Raw genomic sequence first — 16562 nt, forward strand, 5'->3', positions numbered from 1 at the left:
TTGAATGGACAGTAAGTATTTATTAAGCGACAATCCCGCAACGATCGCTATGGCATTAAATAAAGCGATTGATGAGGATAATCAATCAAAAGCAAAAGAAAACGCAAAGACAGGCCAACGGTATTACGATTACAAGCATGATATTTTAGATAATCGCATCTTTTATATCGATGATAATGATGTGCTGCAAGAGGATAAAAATGCTTCAAATGTAAAAATACCTCATGCATTCTTCACTGAACAAGTCGATCAGAAAGTCCAGTATCTGTTATCCAATCCAGTTGAAATAGAATTGGAAGATGAACAGTTCAAGAAACGCCTTGAAGAGTATTACGATGAAGATTTCCAACTGTTCCTCCAGGAAGCACTGGAGGGGGCGTCTAAAAAAGGTCACGAATATGTTTTTGCCAAAACGAACGAATCAGACAGATTGTGCTTCCAAGTTTCTGATAGCATTAACACGTTTGTCGTCCATGATGATAACGGTAAGAACAAGCGCATAATCCGGTATTATAACAAAGATATTTTTAGAGAAGGCAAAGATATAACAGTGACAGTTGCTGAAGTGTGGGATGAGAAACAAGTCACCTTCTATGTCACAGATAAAAACAAACGATTTAAGTTTGACGAAACAAGAGAGTTGAATCCTCGTCCACACGTGATTGCTAAAGACGAAAAAGGGATGCTGCTTAAACGATCCATGGATACCTTACCATTTTATCGATTATCTAATAATAAAGCAGAGAAGACGGATTTAGAACCGATTAAAGCATTGATTGACGACTATGATCTGATGGCAGCATTCTTATCTAATAACCTTCAAGACTTCTCAGAAGCCATTTATGTTGTACGAGGTTTCCGAGGTGATGATTTAAGTAAGCTGAGACAGAATATCAAAGCTAAAAAGACGGTGAGTGTCGGATCTGATGGTGGAGTGGACGTGCAGACGGTAGCTATCCCGACTGAAGCGCGGAAAACCAAGCTGGAAATTGATAAAGATGCCATTTACAAGTTTGGTATGGCCTTTGATTCAACTCAGGTCGGTGATGGCAATATTACGAACGTTGTGATTAAATCGCGGTATGCGTTGTTAGATATGAAAGCCAATAAAGCAGAAGTAAGATTGAGAGCGATGCTGAAGTGGATCAATGAGATGATTGTGGCAGATATTAACAGGCGCTTTAATACATCGTATAAAGCTCAGGACATTAAAGTAAATATTGTAAGAGAAGCGATGGTCAACGAAAAGGACATCGTCGAAATTGAACGAATCGAAGCCGAAACTAAGCAGATTATTATTGAATCGATATTGGCTGTAGCTCCTAGGTTGGATGACGAAAATGTACTGAAGTTAATCTGCGAACAATTCGAACTGGACTGGGAAGAGGTACAGCTGCTCATTGAAGAACAGGGATACTCATCCGGTTTGCAAGATGATACTGATCCGCCAGAAGAGGGTGTAGAAAATGCAGCAGCTGGACAAGTGGCACAAGGAGCTTGAACAACTAAGTAACAGGTCCTATGAAGAACTGGATAATGAATTGTTTGACTTCTATAAAAAAGCACTCAAAGAGCTGAAAGTTGAGATTAAACAATACATTGATAATTATGATCAACTTTCTTTTTCTAAACGCTTAGCTGTCGATAGTCAGTTAGAGGTTGCCAAGCGAATCGATGAGATTTTATGGGCACTGGAATCAGTAAAGCAACCCTCTATAACAAAGCATATAAAAAACGAAGCAACACTTGGTTATCAAGGTGTTTTCTATGCACTTGAAGGCAGTGAGAACATTCAGCTTGATTTTAATAGACTAAGCGAAAGCTATATTGAACGATTAGTTGATAAAAAGATAGCCGGAAAGACTCTTTCCAAACGATTGTATGAGCAGCGCGATCAATTGGCAAAAACCGTCACTAACGAACTGCTGAATGCTACGACACATCGAAAAAGTTATGCTGATGTTGCTAAAAACGTTGGAGAGTTGACCGAAGCAAGCTATAAGCAAGCGCTCAGAATAGCAAGAACTGAAGGTGGAAGGGTCCAGTCAACGACTAAGCAGAAAGCCTACCAAGCAGCTGAAGCTAAAGGCGTTAGGATGCAAAAGCGTTGGCAAGCTACTCTGGATAAAAAAACACGACATCAACATCAGGAGTTAGATGGTCAAACAGTAGATATTAATGAAAAATTTATTTTTAACGGACATACCGCTGACGGCCCACGCTTATTTGGCGTAGCTGGTTTGGATATCAACTGCCGATGCACGACTATATCGATAGTTAATGGCCTATCTCCAAGTGTGAGAAAGGATAATGAGACCAAAAAGGTTATTAAATATAAAAATTATAAAGAATGGGCAGAAAAGAAAGGAGTGTAAGCCGTGCGGATAAAAAAATTTATTGTAAAGGCGCTTAATTGGATTGTGCTGAAGTTCTACCGTGTGAAGTAGGAAGGAAGTGATCGCTGTGAAAACAGCCTATCTCGTTTGTTATTGAACGTCATCAATAAGGAGTGGTAAATGATGGAAGTGCAGGACGTAAGCAACAGAGTCGCAAAAATTGAAGCTATTAAAGGTGATTATGAAGCAGCGCATGATATGGAAGATGAATTATATTCGGATGTGCTAGAACATATCGCTGCAGGCGGGAGAAACGGTCAAGCCTTAGTTAAAGAAGCGCTAAAAGCGAAAAGCATTAAATTCCCACGATATTCAGCATAATCGAACAGTCTACTTTGCAAAAACAGCTATTTTTTAAAATAGGAATACTTAACTAAGTCATAAGTCGAACTTATGGCTCTTTTTTATGTCCTGGAGAATGACTTGAAAAGTCTCATTACCGACTGTGAGCGGAATATCTCACAACTCTAACTGGTACCGACCAGAATAAAAAGGAATGGAGCTTGCAACATGGATATTGAAGAAATACTAAAGAAACACATCAACGAAGAGGGCAAATTCGACCAAATTGCTGCAGCAAAAGAGTTAAAAGAAACACAAGGGAAAGAATTTGTGCCGAAATCGGAGTTCAATTCAAAGAATGAAGAGTTGAAGAGTGCCAATGCAACGCTAGAAACGCTAAAAAAAGAAAATAAAGACGTCGAAGCATTGCAAACGAAGGTCCAAGAGCACGAAACAAAAGCTAAGGAGCTTCAAGAAGCATTGGTGAACGAACGAAAGACCTTTGCTGTTAAAGAAGCATTAACTAAAGAAGGCGTTTCTGATGTCGATTATATGCTTTATAAACTTGGAGAGTTAGAAGTCGATAAAGACGGAAACGTGAAAGAACTGGATAGTAAAGTAAAAGAGCTAAAAGAAGCCAATCCATCGTTTTTTAAAGCTGAGAAAGATAATGAGCAAGACAACAACCCTCCTGGGTATCAAGTTATCGATAATGGATTAGATACTGGGAAACAAACCGATCCGATCGAAGCGGCAACAGCAGATTTCGAAGCAGCTTTAGGTATTACTAACAACTAATAAAAGAAAAGAGGAATTTAAATGCCAAACGTATTAGAATATTCAAAAATCTTCCAACCATCACTCGACAAACAAGTGGTACAAGAATCTACTACAGGCTGGATGGAAGCAAATGACAACTTAATTAAATATAACGGCGGGAACGAAGTGAAACTCCCTAACATTTTGATGGATGGTCTGGCTGACTACGACCGCACAAATGGCTTCGTCGGTGGAGACGTCACACTGGAATGGAAAACCTACTCTCTTACTCAAGACCGTGGCCGTACATTCTCTATTGATGCAATGGACGTAGACGAAACCAATTTTGTCACAACAGCCGGCACAGTCATGGGTGAGTTCCAACGTGTTCAAGTCGTTCCTGAAATCGATGCCTATCGTTATTCTAAACTGGCAACATTGGCAATTGATGCTGAACAGACCCGCTCAATCGCTATTACATCAAGCAATATCCTGGATGAGATCCTGGCTGATTTGAACAACATGGAAGATGAAATCGGTGCAAAAGACGTCGTAATCACTATGAATCCGATCATGGCTGGTATGTTAGGCAAAGCAGGTAAAGACTTCATTTCGAAAGCAATGCTGGCAAAAGGCGCGCTGTCTGTAGAAGTTCAGTCGTTCAATGGTAACCCGATTGTCAAAGCGCCATCAAAACTATTAAAAACAGCGTTCGAGTTCCTGGATGGTACGACTGCAGGACAAGAAGCCGGTGGGTTTAAAGTCGCTTCAAATGCATTGGACATCAACTGGTTGATCGCTACGAAAGACGCGCCGATCGCTGTTTCTAAAACAGACAAGGTCCGCACATTTACACCAGAAACGAACCAAAAGGCAGATGCTTGGAAAGTGGACTACCGCAAATACCACGATCTATGGGTGCCAGCAAGCAAGCTGAAATCTATTTACGCCAACACTAAACCCGTAGCATAAGAGGAGGTTGACTGATGCGTACATTCAAATTAGACAATGTTATCAAGAAAACAGATAACGATGTAAAGATCAAAAAGTACCTGGCAATGGGGTTTAAAGAGCTTGAAGTTCAAGAGGCTCAAGAAGCCGGGGAAGACGAAAAGAAAGAGGCCCCAGACTATGAGTCTATGAAAGTGGATGAGTTGAAGGAACTTGCTGATGAAAAAGGTCTGGAATACAAAGCGGCTATCAAAAAAGACGAGCTGATTGCATTATTAGGGGAGTAGTCATTACTCCCTTTTTCTTTGGGAAGAGGTGAACAGATGATTATTCCATTAAGTGAAGCCATTAAGATAAATGAGGATATTTATCCGGAAGACCTTGATGCGTTTGAATCGATGGTCAGAGAGTTAACAAACAATAACTTTCAGGATACAAAAGTGAGAGTAACTAATGTTTCCTTTGAAGTGCCAGACAGGATTACTATCCACACTGGTGATCTGACCGGATTTAGAGTCAATGACACGATTGAAGTGACTGGGTCGACCTATAACGACGGTTTATATGTCATCGTAGCCATTAATGAGAACACTTTTATTGTGAAAGGTACAGAGACGCTGATTTCTTCATCCTCAAACAATGCGATGATAACTTTGGTTAAATACCCACCAGATATCAAAAGAGGCGTGAAGAAGCTAATTCAGTACGATAAGAAGATGGCTGATAAAGTAGGGATCAAGTCAGAAACGATCAGCCGGATGAGCAAGACTTACTACGATGTCAATGCATCTGAAAATATCGAAGGGTATCCAGCTTCATTACTCTCATTTTTAGATAAATATAAAAAGATGAGGTGGGGATAATGAAACTCTTTGTCGTTGAGAAGAAGGTGCAGATTGATGATGGTATCGGCGGATTTAAGGAAGATTGGACGATATTCAAGACCGTTGAAGGATACATTGACTTAGTGACTGGGACAGACCTCAACAATGTTCAGAACGCTGTTACAGAACAGTCTACTCACATGCTGATCATTCCTGAGTTTACCGAAGGCATTACAGATGACATGCGCGTGACTGAAGCCAATGGCCGGTCTTATTCCGTGACGTACGCTGATGATCCAGTCGGTCAAGGGCATCATAATGAAGTCTATCTTAAATACAATGGAGTGCTTGTAAATGGCTAATAACTTCAAATTTGAAGACAATTCCATAAAAATAAAAAAGCAGCTAAGCAAAAACCGTAGTGCCGCAATGGAAGCAGCCTTGCTGTTAGTTGAAGGACAAGCTAAAAGTCTAGCAGCAGTAAAAAGCGGCGAACTGAGAGACAAACTGGATCACATCCAGAAAGAAAACGGAAATGACTTGATCGGACTGATGGGTTCTCCTAATGAGCATTCTTTTTATGTAGAGTTTGGAACAGGTGAATATGCGGAAAATGGCGCTGGAAGAAAGGGCGGTTGGGTATACAAGGCTCCAAACGGAAAGTTTTACTTTACTCGTGGCCAAAAACCTCAGCCGTTCTTGCGACCAGCGTTTAGACGAAACAAGCAAAAAATCATTGATACTATCGGTAAAGAGTACGGCGTCTCATTCAAAGGGAAGTGATTAAGTGATTGAATTTGTCAAGGAATTGACGTCGCAGTTTAGGGCAGTCGTTCCGGAAAGCTATCACGACAGAAACAGAAAAGAAACGGTCCTCTATCCTTATGTCACGTTTGATTTTGATTCAGAATCAATCGAGCGAAATGTAGAGGGTTTCTATATCGATGTCGATATATTTGATAACAACTCAAGTTATACAGATGTATTTCAAGTCGAAGAGGCTTTGAAGGTTCATTTTAAAGACAACAGAAAGTTAACCGATGATTTGTTCATCCGATTTAACTTTCTGAGATCTAACAAAATTCCTACGGGAGACGACTTGATAAAAAGACGAAACATGCAGTTTTACTGTAAAACAGATTGGAGGACAAGGTAAATGGGATTAAAGAAAACAGGATACACTCAAAAAACGTCTGAGAGCTACATTATTGATGCAGCTACAGTTTATACAGGCGTCACATTCGCAGCAGAAACAGGCTTCACCGGGACATTACATGGTGCGACTTCAGGCGGGGTTACCTTAACAATTGAACAAACGTATCGGGATGTCGAAGTTGATGGTACGACGCACATGAAAGTGAAAGGTAACAAAGTCTTGGCATCAGCCAACGCTACGGTTACCGCCAACATGAAAGAACTTACAGCAGAAACGATTAGACAGTCTTTGAATGGTTCGATGGTTGATGCCGCAATTGAGGAAGCACCATCTGGATACAAGGTGATTCGAACTAAACGCTTTGTGGAAGATACAGATTACATCGATAATATAGCAGTTGTCGGTAAATTATCGGGGTCAAATGATCCGGTTATTGCAATTTTAGATAATGCTTTCTGCACAAACGGACTAGAACTGGGCACCGAAGACGACGGAGAAGCAGTAGTTGAACAAGTATATGAAGCGCATGCTTCTCAAGAACAGTTAGAAGCAGACGAATACCCATGGAAGATTTTATATCCAACAGTAGCAGCAAGCTAAAAGGAGGAAAGTAAATGACATTAGAAATGAGAGAGCTGAAGGGTGATGATTTATTCACTCTTCTTCCGATCATAGGAAAGCTAGATATCAAAGATGATTTTGTTAAGATATTCGAAGAAAATGCTGAATCTGGCAAAGTCGTACCAATGGACCACAAGAAGAAAGAACCGACTAAAGCTGAACTAGCTAAACAAGAAGCTGAAGCAGAAAAGCGTGGCATGGAAGCGATGGCTGGCTTACTTCAAAAAACATTGTTGAATATCGGCAAGATTAAAACTGATATCAATTCTCTTTTCGCTGATTTAACCGGAAAAAATGTGAAAGACATTCAAGATCTCGGTTTGAAAGAATACACCGGACTACTTATTGCCTTCTTTAAGAAAGAAGAGCTAAAAGATTTTTTCTCATCTATCGCATCGTTACTATAAAAAATGACGGTGAATTTAAGTTAAAAGACTTACTTTTTAAAAGATATGCGGATCCGCTAAGGCTCATGAGTACTTATACTCTTGAAGGCTTGGCGGATTTTATTTTACAGTTATACGATCAGCAAAATGAAGATCAGCTATGGGAAATATGGTTAAACAAACAAATAGAAGATGACTTCCCTACATTCAAGAAAAAGCACTATCGAAAAATCAAAAATAACAAAATGCAGAAATTATCTGAGGAAGAAGAGAAACAAATCATTGAAAGCAATATGAGATTTATTAAGCCGATTAAAAAAGGCGGTGAAACATAGTACATGGGTGAAATATTCAAATTATTTGGAACAATCGGTTTAAATAATGATGAAGCCAATAAGGGGATCGATGAAACCACGGGAAAAGCTAAAAAGTCTAGTGGTAAAATAGCCGGCTTCTTTAAAAAAGCAGCTGCAGTTATTGGTGGTCTATTTGTAGCCAAGAAACTCATTGACTTTGGGGCTATGACTGTTCAAGCGGCTGCTGGTGCCAAAGCGATGCGTGCACAATTTGAGCAAGTTTTCCAGGAACTGCAGCCTGAAGCACAAAAAGCTATCGATAAACTGGCTGAAGAATTCGGAATGGTACCGAATCGATTGAAACCGTCGATGTCTAAAATGACCTCAATGTTTAAAGGATTAGGGTTAGATACTGAAGATGCGATGGAACAAGCGACAAAAGCAGTGACTTTAAGTGCAGATGCTGCAGCCTTTTACGATGTGGCATACGAACAAGCTAACGGATCATTGACCAGCTTCATTAAAGGTAACTACGAGGCCGGTGAGTCTATTGGGATCTTTGCGAACGATACGCAAATGGCTACGTATGCAATCAAAGAAGGTGTCGTATCATCTACTGGCGAATGGCAGAAACTTGACGAAGCAACTAAACAAGCCACTCGACTCGAATATGCTCAGAACATGCAGGAAATGGCCGGCGCTACGGGGCAAGCTGCACGTGAGTCTGATTCGTATGAAAACCAGATGGGGAACTTGAAACAAGCCTGGCAAGATTTTCTGGCCATTATTGGTGGTCCGATACTGGCGCCCGTCGTTGCTGGACTGACTAAAGTATCTGAATGGTTAGTTATCGCTGGCGAGAAAGTGCAAATCGCTCAACAGTGGTTCGGTACATTTATCGAACAAATCAAACAGACTGAAGCCTGGCAGATGATTCAGGAAGCTATTCAATTGGTTATTGATAAATTCCGAGACTTTATCACAAATTTTGATACGATCAAACAGAATATTACGAATAGCGCTATCTGGGATACTTTGAAAGGCTATTTACAAGCGCTTGTAGATTTTTATACCGGCATCTTTAGTGGTGAAGGTAATCTCGGAGAGAACTTTGTACGTATGTTTAACCTTATCAAAGAAATCGCTATGCCAATTTTACAGGATGCCATTTCTTTTGCTAAAGATATTATTTCTCAATTAACTGCTTTTTGGAATCAAAATGGTGATCAAATTATTTCAGCTGTCAAAAATCTGGCTACTATTGTAGTTAATACATTCCAATTTTTTCTTCCGGTCATCCGGTATTTAGTTGAATCGGTATGGGGAAATATAAAAGGTGTGATCCAAGGGGCACTAAATATCATTATGGGCGCATTGAAAATTTTTTCTGGTATCTTTACTGGAGACTGGTCCACCATGTGGGAAGGTGTCAAACAGCTTCTGAAAGGCGCTGTCGAGTTTGCCTGGAACTTATGGAATCTAATCATGATGGGTAAATTACTCGGCGGCATCAAGAACTTTGTCAAAACAGGCATAAGCACCATCAAGAACTTCTTTACCAACATGGTAAGCGGAGCGAAAACAGGCCTGTCTAGTTTCTCAAATGCCTGGAACATGGCAAAAAACGCTGTCTTGAAAATCATAAACGGAATGAAGAGCGGAGCGACAAAATCAGTAAATCTATTGAAGTCAACTGTGACTAGAGTTTTCAATTCCATTAAATCTGCTATCACGAATCCGATAACAACTGCTAAAAATGTAGTGAAGACAATGATTGATAAAATTAAGGGCTTTTTCAACTTTTCTTGGAAGCTTCCTAAGCTTAAAATGCCCCGTTTCACGGTAAAAGGTTCAGCTAATCCAATCAACTGGCTCAAGGAAGGCGTACCAAAGATTGGTGTCGAATGGTATGCAAAAGGTGGTATTTTAGAAAAAGCAACAGCATTCGGGATGAATGGAAACAATCTAATGGTAGGCGGAGAAGCTGGAAGAGAAGCCGTATTGCCGCTTAATAAAGAAACATTAGGTGGCATTGGTGCTGGAGTAGCTGCATCAATGGGATGGAGTGAAGAACGCATTGCTGAGAAGTTAGATTTGATTATAGATCTATTAGCCAACTTCTTTGCGGACTATGATCCGGATTCTCAGGTTGTTATGGATACCGGTGCACTAGTTGGAGCAATCAAACATGAAATCAACAGACAACTTGGTTATGACCGGAGCTTGAAAGGACGTGGGAGATCATGAATCAGCTTTTTTTTGATAATAAAGCATCATTTGACGACTGGGGCATGTATCTCACTTCATTAGCCATTGGGGATGCAGAGCCTAAAGAATATTATATCGACATACCTAACGGCGACGGCACGCTTGATCTATCTGAAGCATTAACCGGAGAAATTCACTATTCAAACCGACCGCTGGAAGCAGAATTCACGATCAAACCACCAGAAAGTGAGTGGATTCCATTGCTGCAACATATTAGAGCATACCTCAATGGCAAGCGACGGTTGATTAGAGCGACGAATGAACCCGGTTACTATCTGATCGGAAGACTAAAGACGTCTTTCAATCGAGATGGGGCGCTTGGGAAATTGACTGTAACGGCTACATGCCAGCCGTGGAAATACAAAGAAAAACCAACGATCCGGCGCTTTACTTTAAGCGTTGAAGGTCAAGCTTCAGGCCATTGCTTAAATAGCCGTAAGCGTGTTATTCCTTCAATTACAGCAAGTGATGAAGTCACTATTCTTTTCAACGATTCATCGACGACCGTTAACGCTGGCACTCATCGGTTCACGAATATTATTTTTGTTGAAGGGAATAACCAGATAACGATAACTGGTCCTGCCGGTGCCACTGTGGAATTTGAATATCAAGAGGGGGCGTTATAGTGTATCACGTTAAATGTGACGGACAGACGCTCTATGATCCCAGAGTAGACGAACTTAAGATACTCCAGCCGACAGTAACACTGGAACTTAATAAAACTGGCGGCTTTGATTTTATAATTTACCCGTCTCATCCGATGTATGGTCAGATCATGAGGCTGAAGTCATCTATCGAAGTTTATCAAGACGATTATTTGCTTTTTAGGGGTCGTGTTCTTAATGATGAGCACGACTTTTATAATGCAAAAAACATCATCTGCGAAGGTGATTTGGCTTTCTTCAATGACAGCATTTTACGGCCATATAACTACAGCGGATCGGTCATTGGCTTTATTCAGCTGATTATAGACAGTCATAATGCCCAGGTAGAAGAAGGTAAGCAGTTTGTTTTGGGTAATGTAACAGTTGAAGATCCAAACAACTATATTGTTCGGTCAAGTATTAATCCGGATAAGTCCTGGAATGTCATCAATGATAAGCTGATCGATATGCTTGGCGGATATATCATGGTTCGGCGAGAAAATGGCATTAACTATATCGATTATCTGGAAGATTCAAGTTATAAAAGTCTTCAAAAGATTGAGTTAGGTGAGAACCTGCTCGATTTGACCAAAAACTTTAAAAGCGAAGAAATCATTACCGCTTTAATTCCTTATGGTTCAAAACTCACAGATGAAGAAGGCAACGAGTTAGATGAGCGTCTGACTATTGAGTCAGTTAATAATGGTATGGATTACATCTATAACCAAGAAGCGGTTGATCTGTATGGCTGGGTCTATGGCACAGCTACATACGATGATGTGACGGTGGCCAGCAATTTAATTACAAAGGCCCAGGGCGAGTTGGCTGAACGAATCAACATGTATGTGTCGATTGAAGTTTCAGCTATTGATTTATCGATGACAGATGCGGAATTTGACCAGTTCAGAATTTTTGAATATATCGAGATAGACAGCCCTTCTCACTTATTGGATGATGATATGCTGACGTCTAAAATAGAGATCCATTTAGATGATCCTCAGAATAACAAGCTGACACTTGGAAATAAATACAAAACTTTTACCGAAGAACAAATGCAGACGGACAAAGTGACGCGATCAAATGAAAACAATATAAAAGACGTCGCATCACAGAAAGCCGATAAGCATTATGTTTCTGAACAAGTTACTGCACTCAGCTCGAATATTGAACAGACAGCTGATGCGATTCGTACAGAAGTGTCAGAGACATATACAGCTCAGAGTGAATTCAATTCGTACCAGGAAATTATATCGACTGAATTCGGCCAGTTGAATGATTCGTTTAACTTCGAATTTACAACGTTGACCGAAAACATAAATACTTTTGAAGGCGAAACTCAGGCAGAGTTTGAAGAGATTAACAAATACATCCGTTTTATTAACGGAGAAGTCAATATCGGTCAAGAAAATGCAGATATTCTTACGATATTTGCTAATGATGAATGGGCCATGCTGAAAAATAATAAAAAGATGATGTGGTTAGAAGAAGACAAAATCAATATCCGAAAAGGTCACTTCTTCGATCAGCTAAGAGTTGGTAATTTTGGCTTTGTTCCCCGAGCCAATGGATCATTGGACTTTAAGAAGGTGAGTGACTGATGGCTACTAAGACGATATACGGCAGTTTTAGCGGCGTTGCTACCAGCAATGTCCGACCGGCTATTGAAATCACAGCAACAGCGGCCTCGCCACCTAACAATTATTCAGACGTTACAGCGACGCTTGTCTTTTATAGATATAACACGTCTTGGCAGTCTTGGAACGCAAATGGTCATACTGTTTCGTTCACTGTTGACGGGAATAAACAAACGGCAAGCCGAACATTCGACATTCGCGGGACATCAAGAGAAGTCGTGTGGACGCGGACGAGACGTGTGTATCACGGCGACGACGGCAAGAAAACGATGTCTGTATCGGCAAGTGGGAATACAGGCGTTAGTCTTGGCAGTTATAACTTCAGCGGTTCGATTACTCTTGATACCATACCGCGAGCAAGTTCGCTGACCTCCGCCAGCTTAGAGTATCTAGAGGATGATACAGCCTCAACTTTAACAATCGGGGCAGACGTCAAATATGGTGGGTTCTATCATCTTATCACTATTTACGACGGGACTTCTTGGATGTGGGACACAAACTACTTCTACGGCAGCCCTGATTCAACCTATGAGCTATCTAGCAGCTATACTAATAAGCTATTAGATCGAATGCCGAACAGCACTAAAAAGACGTTCAGAATAAGGCTCAGGACGTATTCCGGGAATAACGGAAGTGGGTATATCGGGGAATCCTATCGCAACCTCACCGTCAACGTCAGCAGCGCAGTCAAACCGACGATATCATCTGTCAGTGTGAGCGAAGACGTGACGAATATTGCCAACGACCTAGGAGTGTACGTTCAGTATAAATCGCGGTTGGATTTATCCATGAGCGGGAGCGCTGGTCACGGCGCATCGATCACTGGTTATAAAATCACAGGTAACGGCCAGACGATTAATAGTAAATCGGGTACGACGAATACGCTAAAATCCAGCGGATCAAATACAATCACGTTTGAAATAACAGATTCGCGCGGAAGGAAGACATCAACGACGCGGACGGTTACTGTTTATCAGTATTCGAATCCACAGCCGGAGATTACTAACGCTTATCGATCAGATGCGAATGGTGTAGCTGACGAGGATGGCGATCATGCAACAATTGAGTACACCTCTAGCATTAGTAGCTTGAACGGCACGAATACTGGTGTGTATCAGGTCAGGCATAAACGATCAGATGAATCATATTTCAGCGAGGAAACACTCAATTCAGGCAGAGGCTCATATACTTTCCCGGCAGACGTTGACTATGCTTATGATATACAGTTTGTAGCGAGTGATTACTTTACAAGTATTCCGGCCTACGCGGAGGTGTTATCGACGTTCAGTTTGATCAACTTCTCCGCAGACGGGAAAGGGATCTCGTTCGGGCGCGCCTACGATACTAATCGCGGCGGGCTGTTCCAAATCGACGGCCTGAACGTTCCGAAATTACTATTTGATCACGCATCGAACGGGGGGACGCATACGGTCACTTTGCCAGAAAGAGGAATATATCTGGCAATCGTATCGCCCGCTGGCACGAACGCATCCGCAAAAATAGCGCTAGTGTCACATTGGTACGACGACCAAATATCTATCGACATTGTACGTGAAGGCGCATCTGCCACAGGGATAACGGCAGGCGTCGGCAGTATAGAATTAAGCTACAACAATTGGTGTCAATTTAGTGTTGTCAGACTAGGAGATTAGAAAAGGAGAGTGAGCAAGTGGTCAAACCATTTATATACGACGTTGAACTAACGTCGACCAAAAGGCATTCGCAATTCACATTACCCACCGCCTACACCAACGATTTAGATGTCATCGAATTTCAATTTAATATCCTTGATGATATCGATTTAACAGGCGCTACGGCGAATGTCATTCTATTCATGAAAGACGGATCGTTTTTCCAGAATGACGAGACGAGTGGTGTGACGATTGAAGGAAAAACAGTTAAGTACACCATGAAAGAAAACGAGGGGAATCATTCGGGGACTTCAGAGGTTCAATTAGTAGTTTTGCTCGACGGCCAGCATTATGCTAGCCCGAAGTATAAGTTTAGGATCGAGAATGGCTTGGAAACTGATGTGGCTGTTGAAATAATGATTCAAACGTGGAGCACGCTCACAAAAGAAGCGCGTGACTACATTGACGAGTTCCATGACAATGAAGCGGTTCGACAATCAACGTTTGCCACCAATGAAGCGAGCAGACAAAGTGAGTTCGATACTAACGAAACAAACCGACAATCAACGTTCGACACTAACGAAACAAACCGACAAGATGAGTTCGATAGCAACGAAGCGACTAGACAGAGCAACGAAATCGAACGTCAGACTAACGAAACAGAGCGCCTTGCAAACGAGAGTACCCGTCAAGACAACGAGAGCGCCCGTCAAGACAACGAGAGTGATCGACAGGCGGCAGAGACTGCACGTGCTGAAGCCGAAGATATTCGTAGCGAGTTTTATGACGGATTTGATAGTAGGCTGACCGCGACACAATTACAGACGGTTAGAAACCGAGAAGAAACCAAAGACCTTGCCGCCACCGTCTCTAACGTCAACGTGAACCAAGAAGCTAAACAGACGCTAAAAACAGACGCTAATATTGCCAGCCTACCTGTTACCGCAGGAAACGGTGCACTGGACGCTCAACTCAAAGGACAGACACTGGTCAACTTACTACCAGTCACTATTATGAACAGTGTATATGGCTGGCCTTTATCTAGTGGCACTGACTCTAGAGAAATTATTGATGATTATCTTAGAGTGTACAAAACGCAATCTACTTCTGTTGGGGCGTTCACTAACCTTACTTCAGATGGTGTAAAGTATATTAGTGCGTTGTTCCGTTCGCCAGATGGTGTGAGTAATGTAGTATTAGGTGGTACAAATCTGCCGACAGATATTCCTCCTAATGCATGGGAGCGGGCATCAGCCATCTATGAAAGTAGTGGGTCTACCATTCATAGATTTTATGCGGGAAATAAAACAGAGGAATATAACTACTACGACGTGAAAGAGCCAATGATCATCAACCTCACCCAACTCTTTGGAGCCGGCAATGAACCGACCAAAGAAGAAATGGACGCTATGATTGACGGATATTTTGACGGCACAAAGTCTTTCACCCCTGGACGGGTTAGAGCTACAGGGAAGAACTTGTACCCGTTTGATGAAATAATTAGAAGCAGCCACACAAATGACAAATTCAAACAATACGCTGTTAAGTTAAAAAAAGGGGTAGTATACCGCTTTACTGCCAAAGACTATACCAACATGAGTAAATGGCGTTATTACTTTAGGTTATATAAGAATGGAGAACAAGTAGAGGGTGTCTTCACTCATACCAACCACATACTGTTAGGCGCGTCCACTAATGGCCTATATGCTAACAATTATGGCGTTTATCAAAGTTCTAGTGACACATCATCAATCAATTTCACACTACAATTGGACGATGACTATGATGTTCTAATCGGCTTTACCGGAGGGGACTCGACCGAACAATCAAGAATAACAGGTATTCAAATAGAAGAGAGCTCAACCGCCACTGACTATGAACCCTACACAGAAACTGTCCAATACGTAGAACCTGTTAAACTCAACCGTTTACCTAACGGAGTAGCTGATGAGATTACCGCAGACGGGGACTTTGTACAGAGAGTAAAAGAGCATACGTTGGTTGAAAGTGATGTGACTGCAATCACGCCAAGGACGAATATTGTAGACGCTATAACTAGGGTATTCGATGATATGGCAGATACCACTAATAATATCGATGGCGCAGTATTATATGAAGACGGTGCCCATGAAATAACTTATTTAGACAGAGATGACGTAAAGCAAATTGGAAACTTCTACACGTCATTGGGTAACGCCAAAAGAATCGTAACCATATTTGCGTCCGGCATAACCCTAGCAGAAGTCCGAGCCGACCTAGCCGGCACCAAAATCTACTACCAACTAGCCGAACCAATAGTCCACAAGAACGTCACAACAGGAAACCTCACCGCTCGCCCTAAAGGAACGGTCTACTTTGAGCAGTATCAAGCAGACGCAGGAATGTACTCAAATGGTATTGAGATCAGTCATCCTGACCTTTCTATCAAGTCACTAGAAAGTTTAAGCGTAATAGACTTCATGACGGGAGAAGAAAAGGATTTGGATGTATCACAAGCAGTGATCACAGATCGTGCATTCACACATCCTGAACTAGTTGACGGAGACCTAGCCTTCTTCATATACGAATTTGAAGCACCTGGACCTAACGGGAATAAGTCACTCGAATTCTATGACTCAAGGTATACGGTGACTGATGACGTAACGGGTAAACACTACAAGTGGTCTATCAAAGTTTCAGATGGTGTACCAAGTATCACAGTAGAGGAGGCTTAA

Annotated in this window: 18 protein-coding genes; all 18 read left to right on the forward strand. The window is 41.5% G+C overall.

Annotated elements, in window-relative coordinates; genetic code table 11:
- Nucleotides 1-4 precede the first annotated feature (4 nt).
- Entirely contained in the window at nt 5-1501 is a 1497-nt protein-coding gene (locus BM049_RS01725) for a phage portal protein (RefSeq protein ID WP_091528152.1), read from the forward strand.
- The gene (locus BM049_RS01730; RefSeq protein ID WP_091528153.1) at nt 1467-2375 is read left to right on the forward strand and encodes a phage head morphogenesis protein; all 909 of its coding nucleotides are present in this window, start codon (nt 1467-1469) and stop codon (nt 2373-2375) included. Before BM049_RS01725 ends, BM049_RS01730 begins: the two co-directional genes overlap by 35 nt.
- Before the next feature lie 141 nt (nt 2376-2516).
- On the forward strand, nt 2517-2717 hold the full coding sequence (locus BM049_RS01735; RefSeq protein WP_218147171.1) for a hypothetical protein: 201 nt from the start codon (nt 2517-2519) through the stop codon (nt 2715-2717).
- A 189-nt stretch (nt 2718-2906) separates the two neighbouring features.
- A complete protein-coding gene (locus BM049_RS01740) occupies nt 2907-3476 on the forward strand; it encodes a phage scaffolding protein (RefSeq protein ID WP_091528157.1) in 570 nt (189 codons plus the stop codon).
- A 21-nt stretch (nt 3477-3497) separates the two neighbouring features.
- Nucleotides 3498-4409: a hypothetical protein gene (locus BM049_RS01745; protein ID WP_091528158.1), complete on the forward strand. Its 912-nt coding sequence runs from the start codon at nt 3498-3500 to the stop codon at nt 4407-4409.
- A gap of 14 nt (nt 4410-4423) precedes the next feature.
- The gene (locus BM049_RS01750; RefSeq protein ID WP_091528160.1) at nt 4424-4675 is read left to right on the forward strand and encodes a Rho termination factor N-terminal domain-containing protein; all 252 of its coding nucleotides are present in this window, start codon (nt 4424-4426) and stop codon (nt 4673-4675) included.
- Between the two features lie 36 nt (nt 4676-4711).
- A complete protein-coding gene (locus BM049_RS01755) occupies nt 4712-5251 on the forward strand; it encodes a hypothetical protein (RefSeq protein WP_091528161.1) in 540 nt (179 codons plus the stop codon).
- Nucleotides 5251-5574 (forward strand): phage head completion protein, encoded by a 324-nt coding sequence (locus BM049_RS01760; protein WP_091528163.1) that lies wholly within the window; start codon nt 5251-5253, stop codon nt 5572-5574. The genes BM049_RS01755 and BM049_RS01760 overlap by 1 nt, the downstream gene beginning before the upstream one ends.
- Nucleotides 5567-5995, forward strand: coding sequence for an HK97-gp10 family putative phage morphogenesis protein (locus tag BM049_RS01765; protein ID WP_091528165.1), 429 nt, complete (start codon nt 5567-5569; stop codon nt 5993-5995). Before BM049_RS01760 ends, BM049_RS01765 begins: the two co-directional genes overlap by 8 nt.
- A 4-nt stretch (nt 5996-5999) precedes the next feature.
- A complete protein-coding gene (locus tag BM049_RS01770) occupies nt 6000-6368 on the forward strand; it encodes a hypothetical protein (RefSeq protein ID WP_091528166.1) in 369 nt (122 codons plus the stop codon).
- The gene (locus tag BM049_RS01775; protein ID WP_091528168.1) at nt 6369-6968 is read left to right on the forward strand and encodes a hypothetical protein; all 600 of its coding nucleotides are present in this window, start codon (nt 6369-6371) and stop codon (nt 6966-6968) included.
- Between the two features lie 14 nt (nt 6969-6982).
- Nucleotides 6983-7396 (forward strand): hypothetical protein, encoded by a 414-nt coding sequence (locus BM049_RS01780; protein WP_091528169.1) that lies wholly within the window; start codon nt 6983-6985, stop codon nt 7394-7396.
- 65 nt (nt 7397-7461) lie between these two features.
- Nucleotides 7462-7710 (forward strand): hypothetical protein, encoded by a 249-nt coding sequence (locus BM049_RS01785; RefSeq protein ID WP_091528171.1) that lies wholly within the window; start codon nt 7462-7464, stop codon nt 7708-7710.
- Between the two features lie 3 nt (nt 7711-7713).
- Entirely contained in the window at nt 7714-9918 is a 2205-nt protein-coding gene (locus BM049_RS01790; RefSeq protein ID WP_091528173.1) for a phage tail protein, read from the forward strand.
- Nucleotides 9915-10565, forward strand: coding sequence for a hypothetical protein (locus tag BM049_RS01795; protein WP_091528174.1), 651 nt, complete (start codon nt 9915-9917; stop codon nt 10563-10565). The genes BM049_RS01790 and BM049_RS01795 overlap by 4 nt, the downstream gene beginning before the upstream one ends.
- Nucleotides 10565-12181, forward strand: a complete 1617-nt coding sequence (locus BM049_RS01800) for a phage tail protein (RefSeq protein WP_091528176.1) — start codon at nt 10565-10567, stop codon at nt 12179-12181. The genes BM049_RS01795 and BM049_RS01800 overlap by 1 nt, the downstream gene beginning before the upstream one ends.
- Nucleotides 12181-13869 (forward strand): hypothetical protein, encoded by a 1689-nt coding sequence (locus BM049_RS01805; RefSeq protein WP_091528178.1) that lies wholly within the window; start codon nt 12181-12183, stop codon nt 13867-13869. The genes BM049_RS01800 and BM049_RS01805 overlap by 1 nt, the downstream gene beginning before the upstream one ends.
- Nucleotides 13870-13886: 17 nt before the next feature.
- Entirely contained in the window at nt 13887-16562 is a 2676-nt protein-coding gene (locus BM049_RS01810; RefSeq protein ID WP_091528183.1) for a BppU family phage baseplate upper protein, read from the forward strand.

The sequence above is a fragment of the Alkalibacterium subtropicum genome, from assembly GCF_900112455.1.
In the GTDB taxonomy this organism is placed as follows: Bacteria; Bacillota; Bacilli; order Lactobacillales; family Carnobacteriaceae_A; genus Alkalibacterium; species Alkalibacterium subtropicum.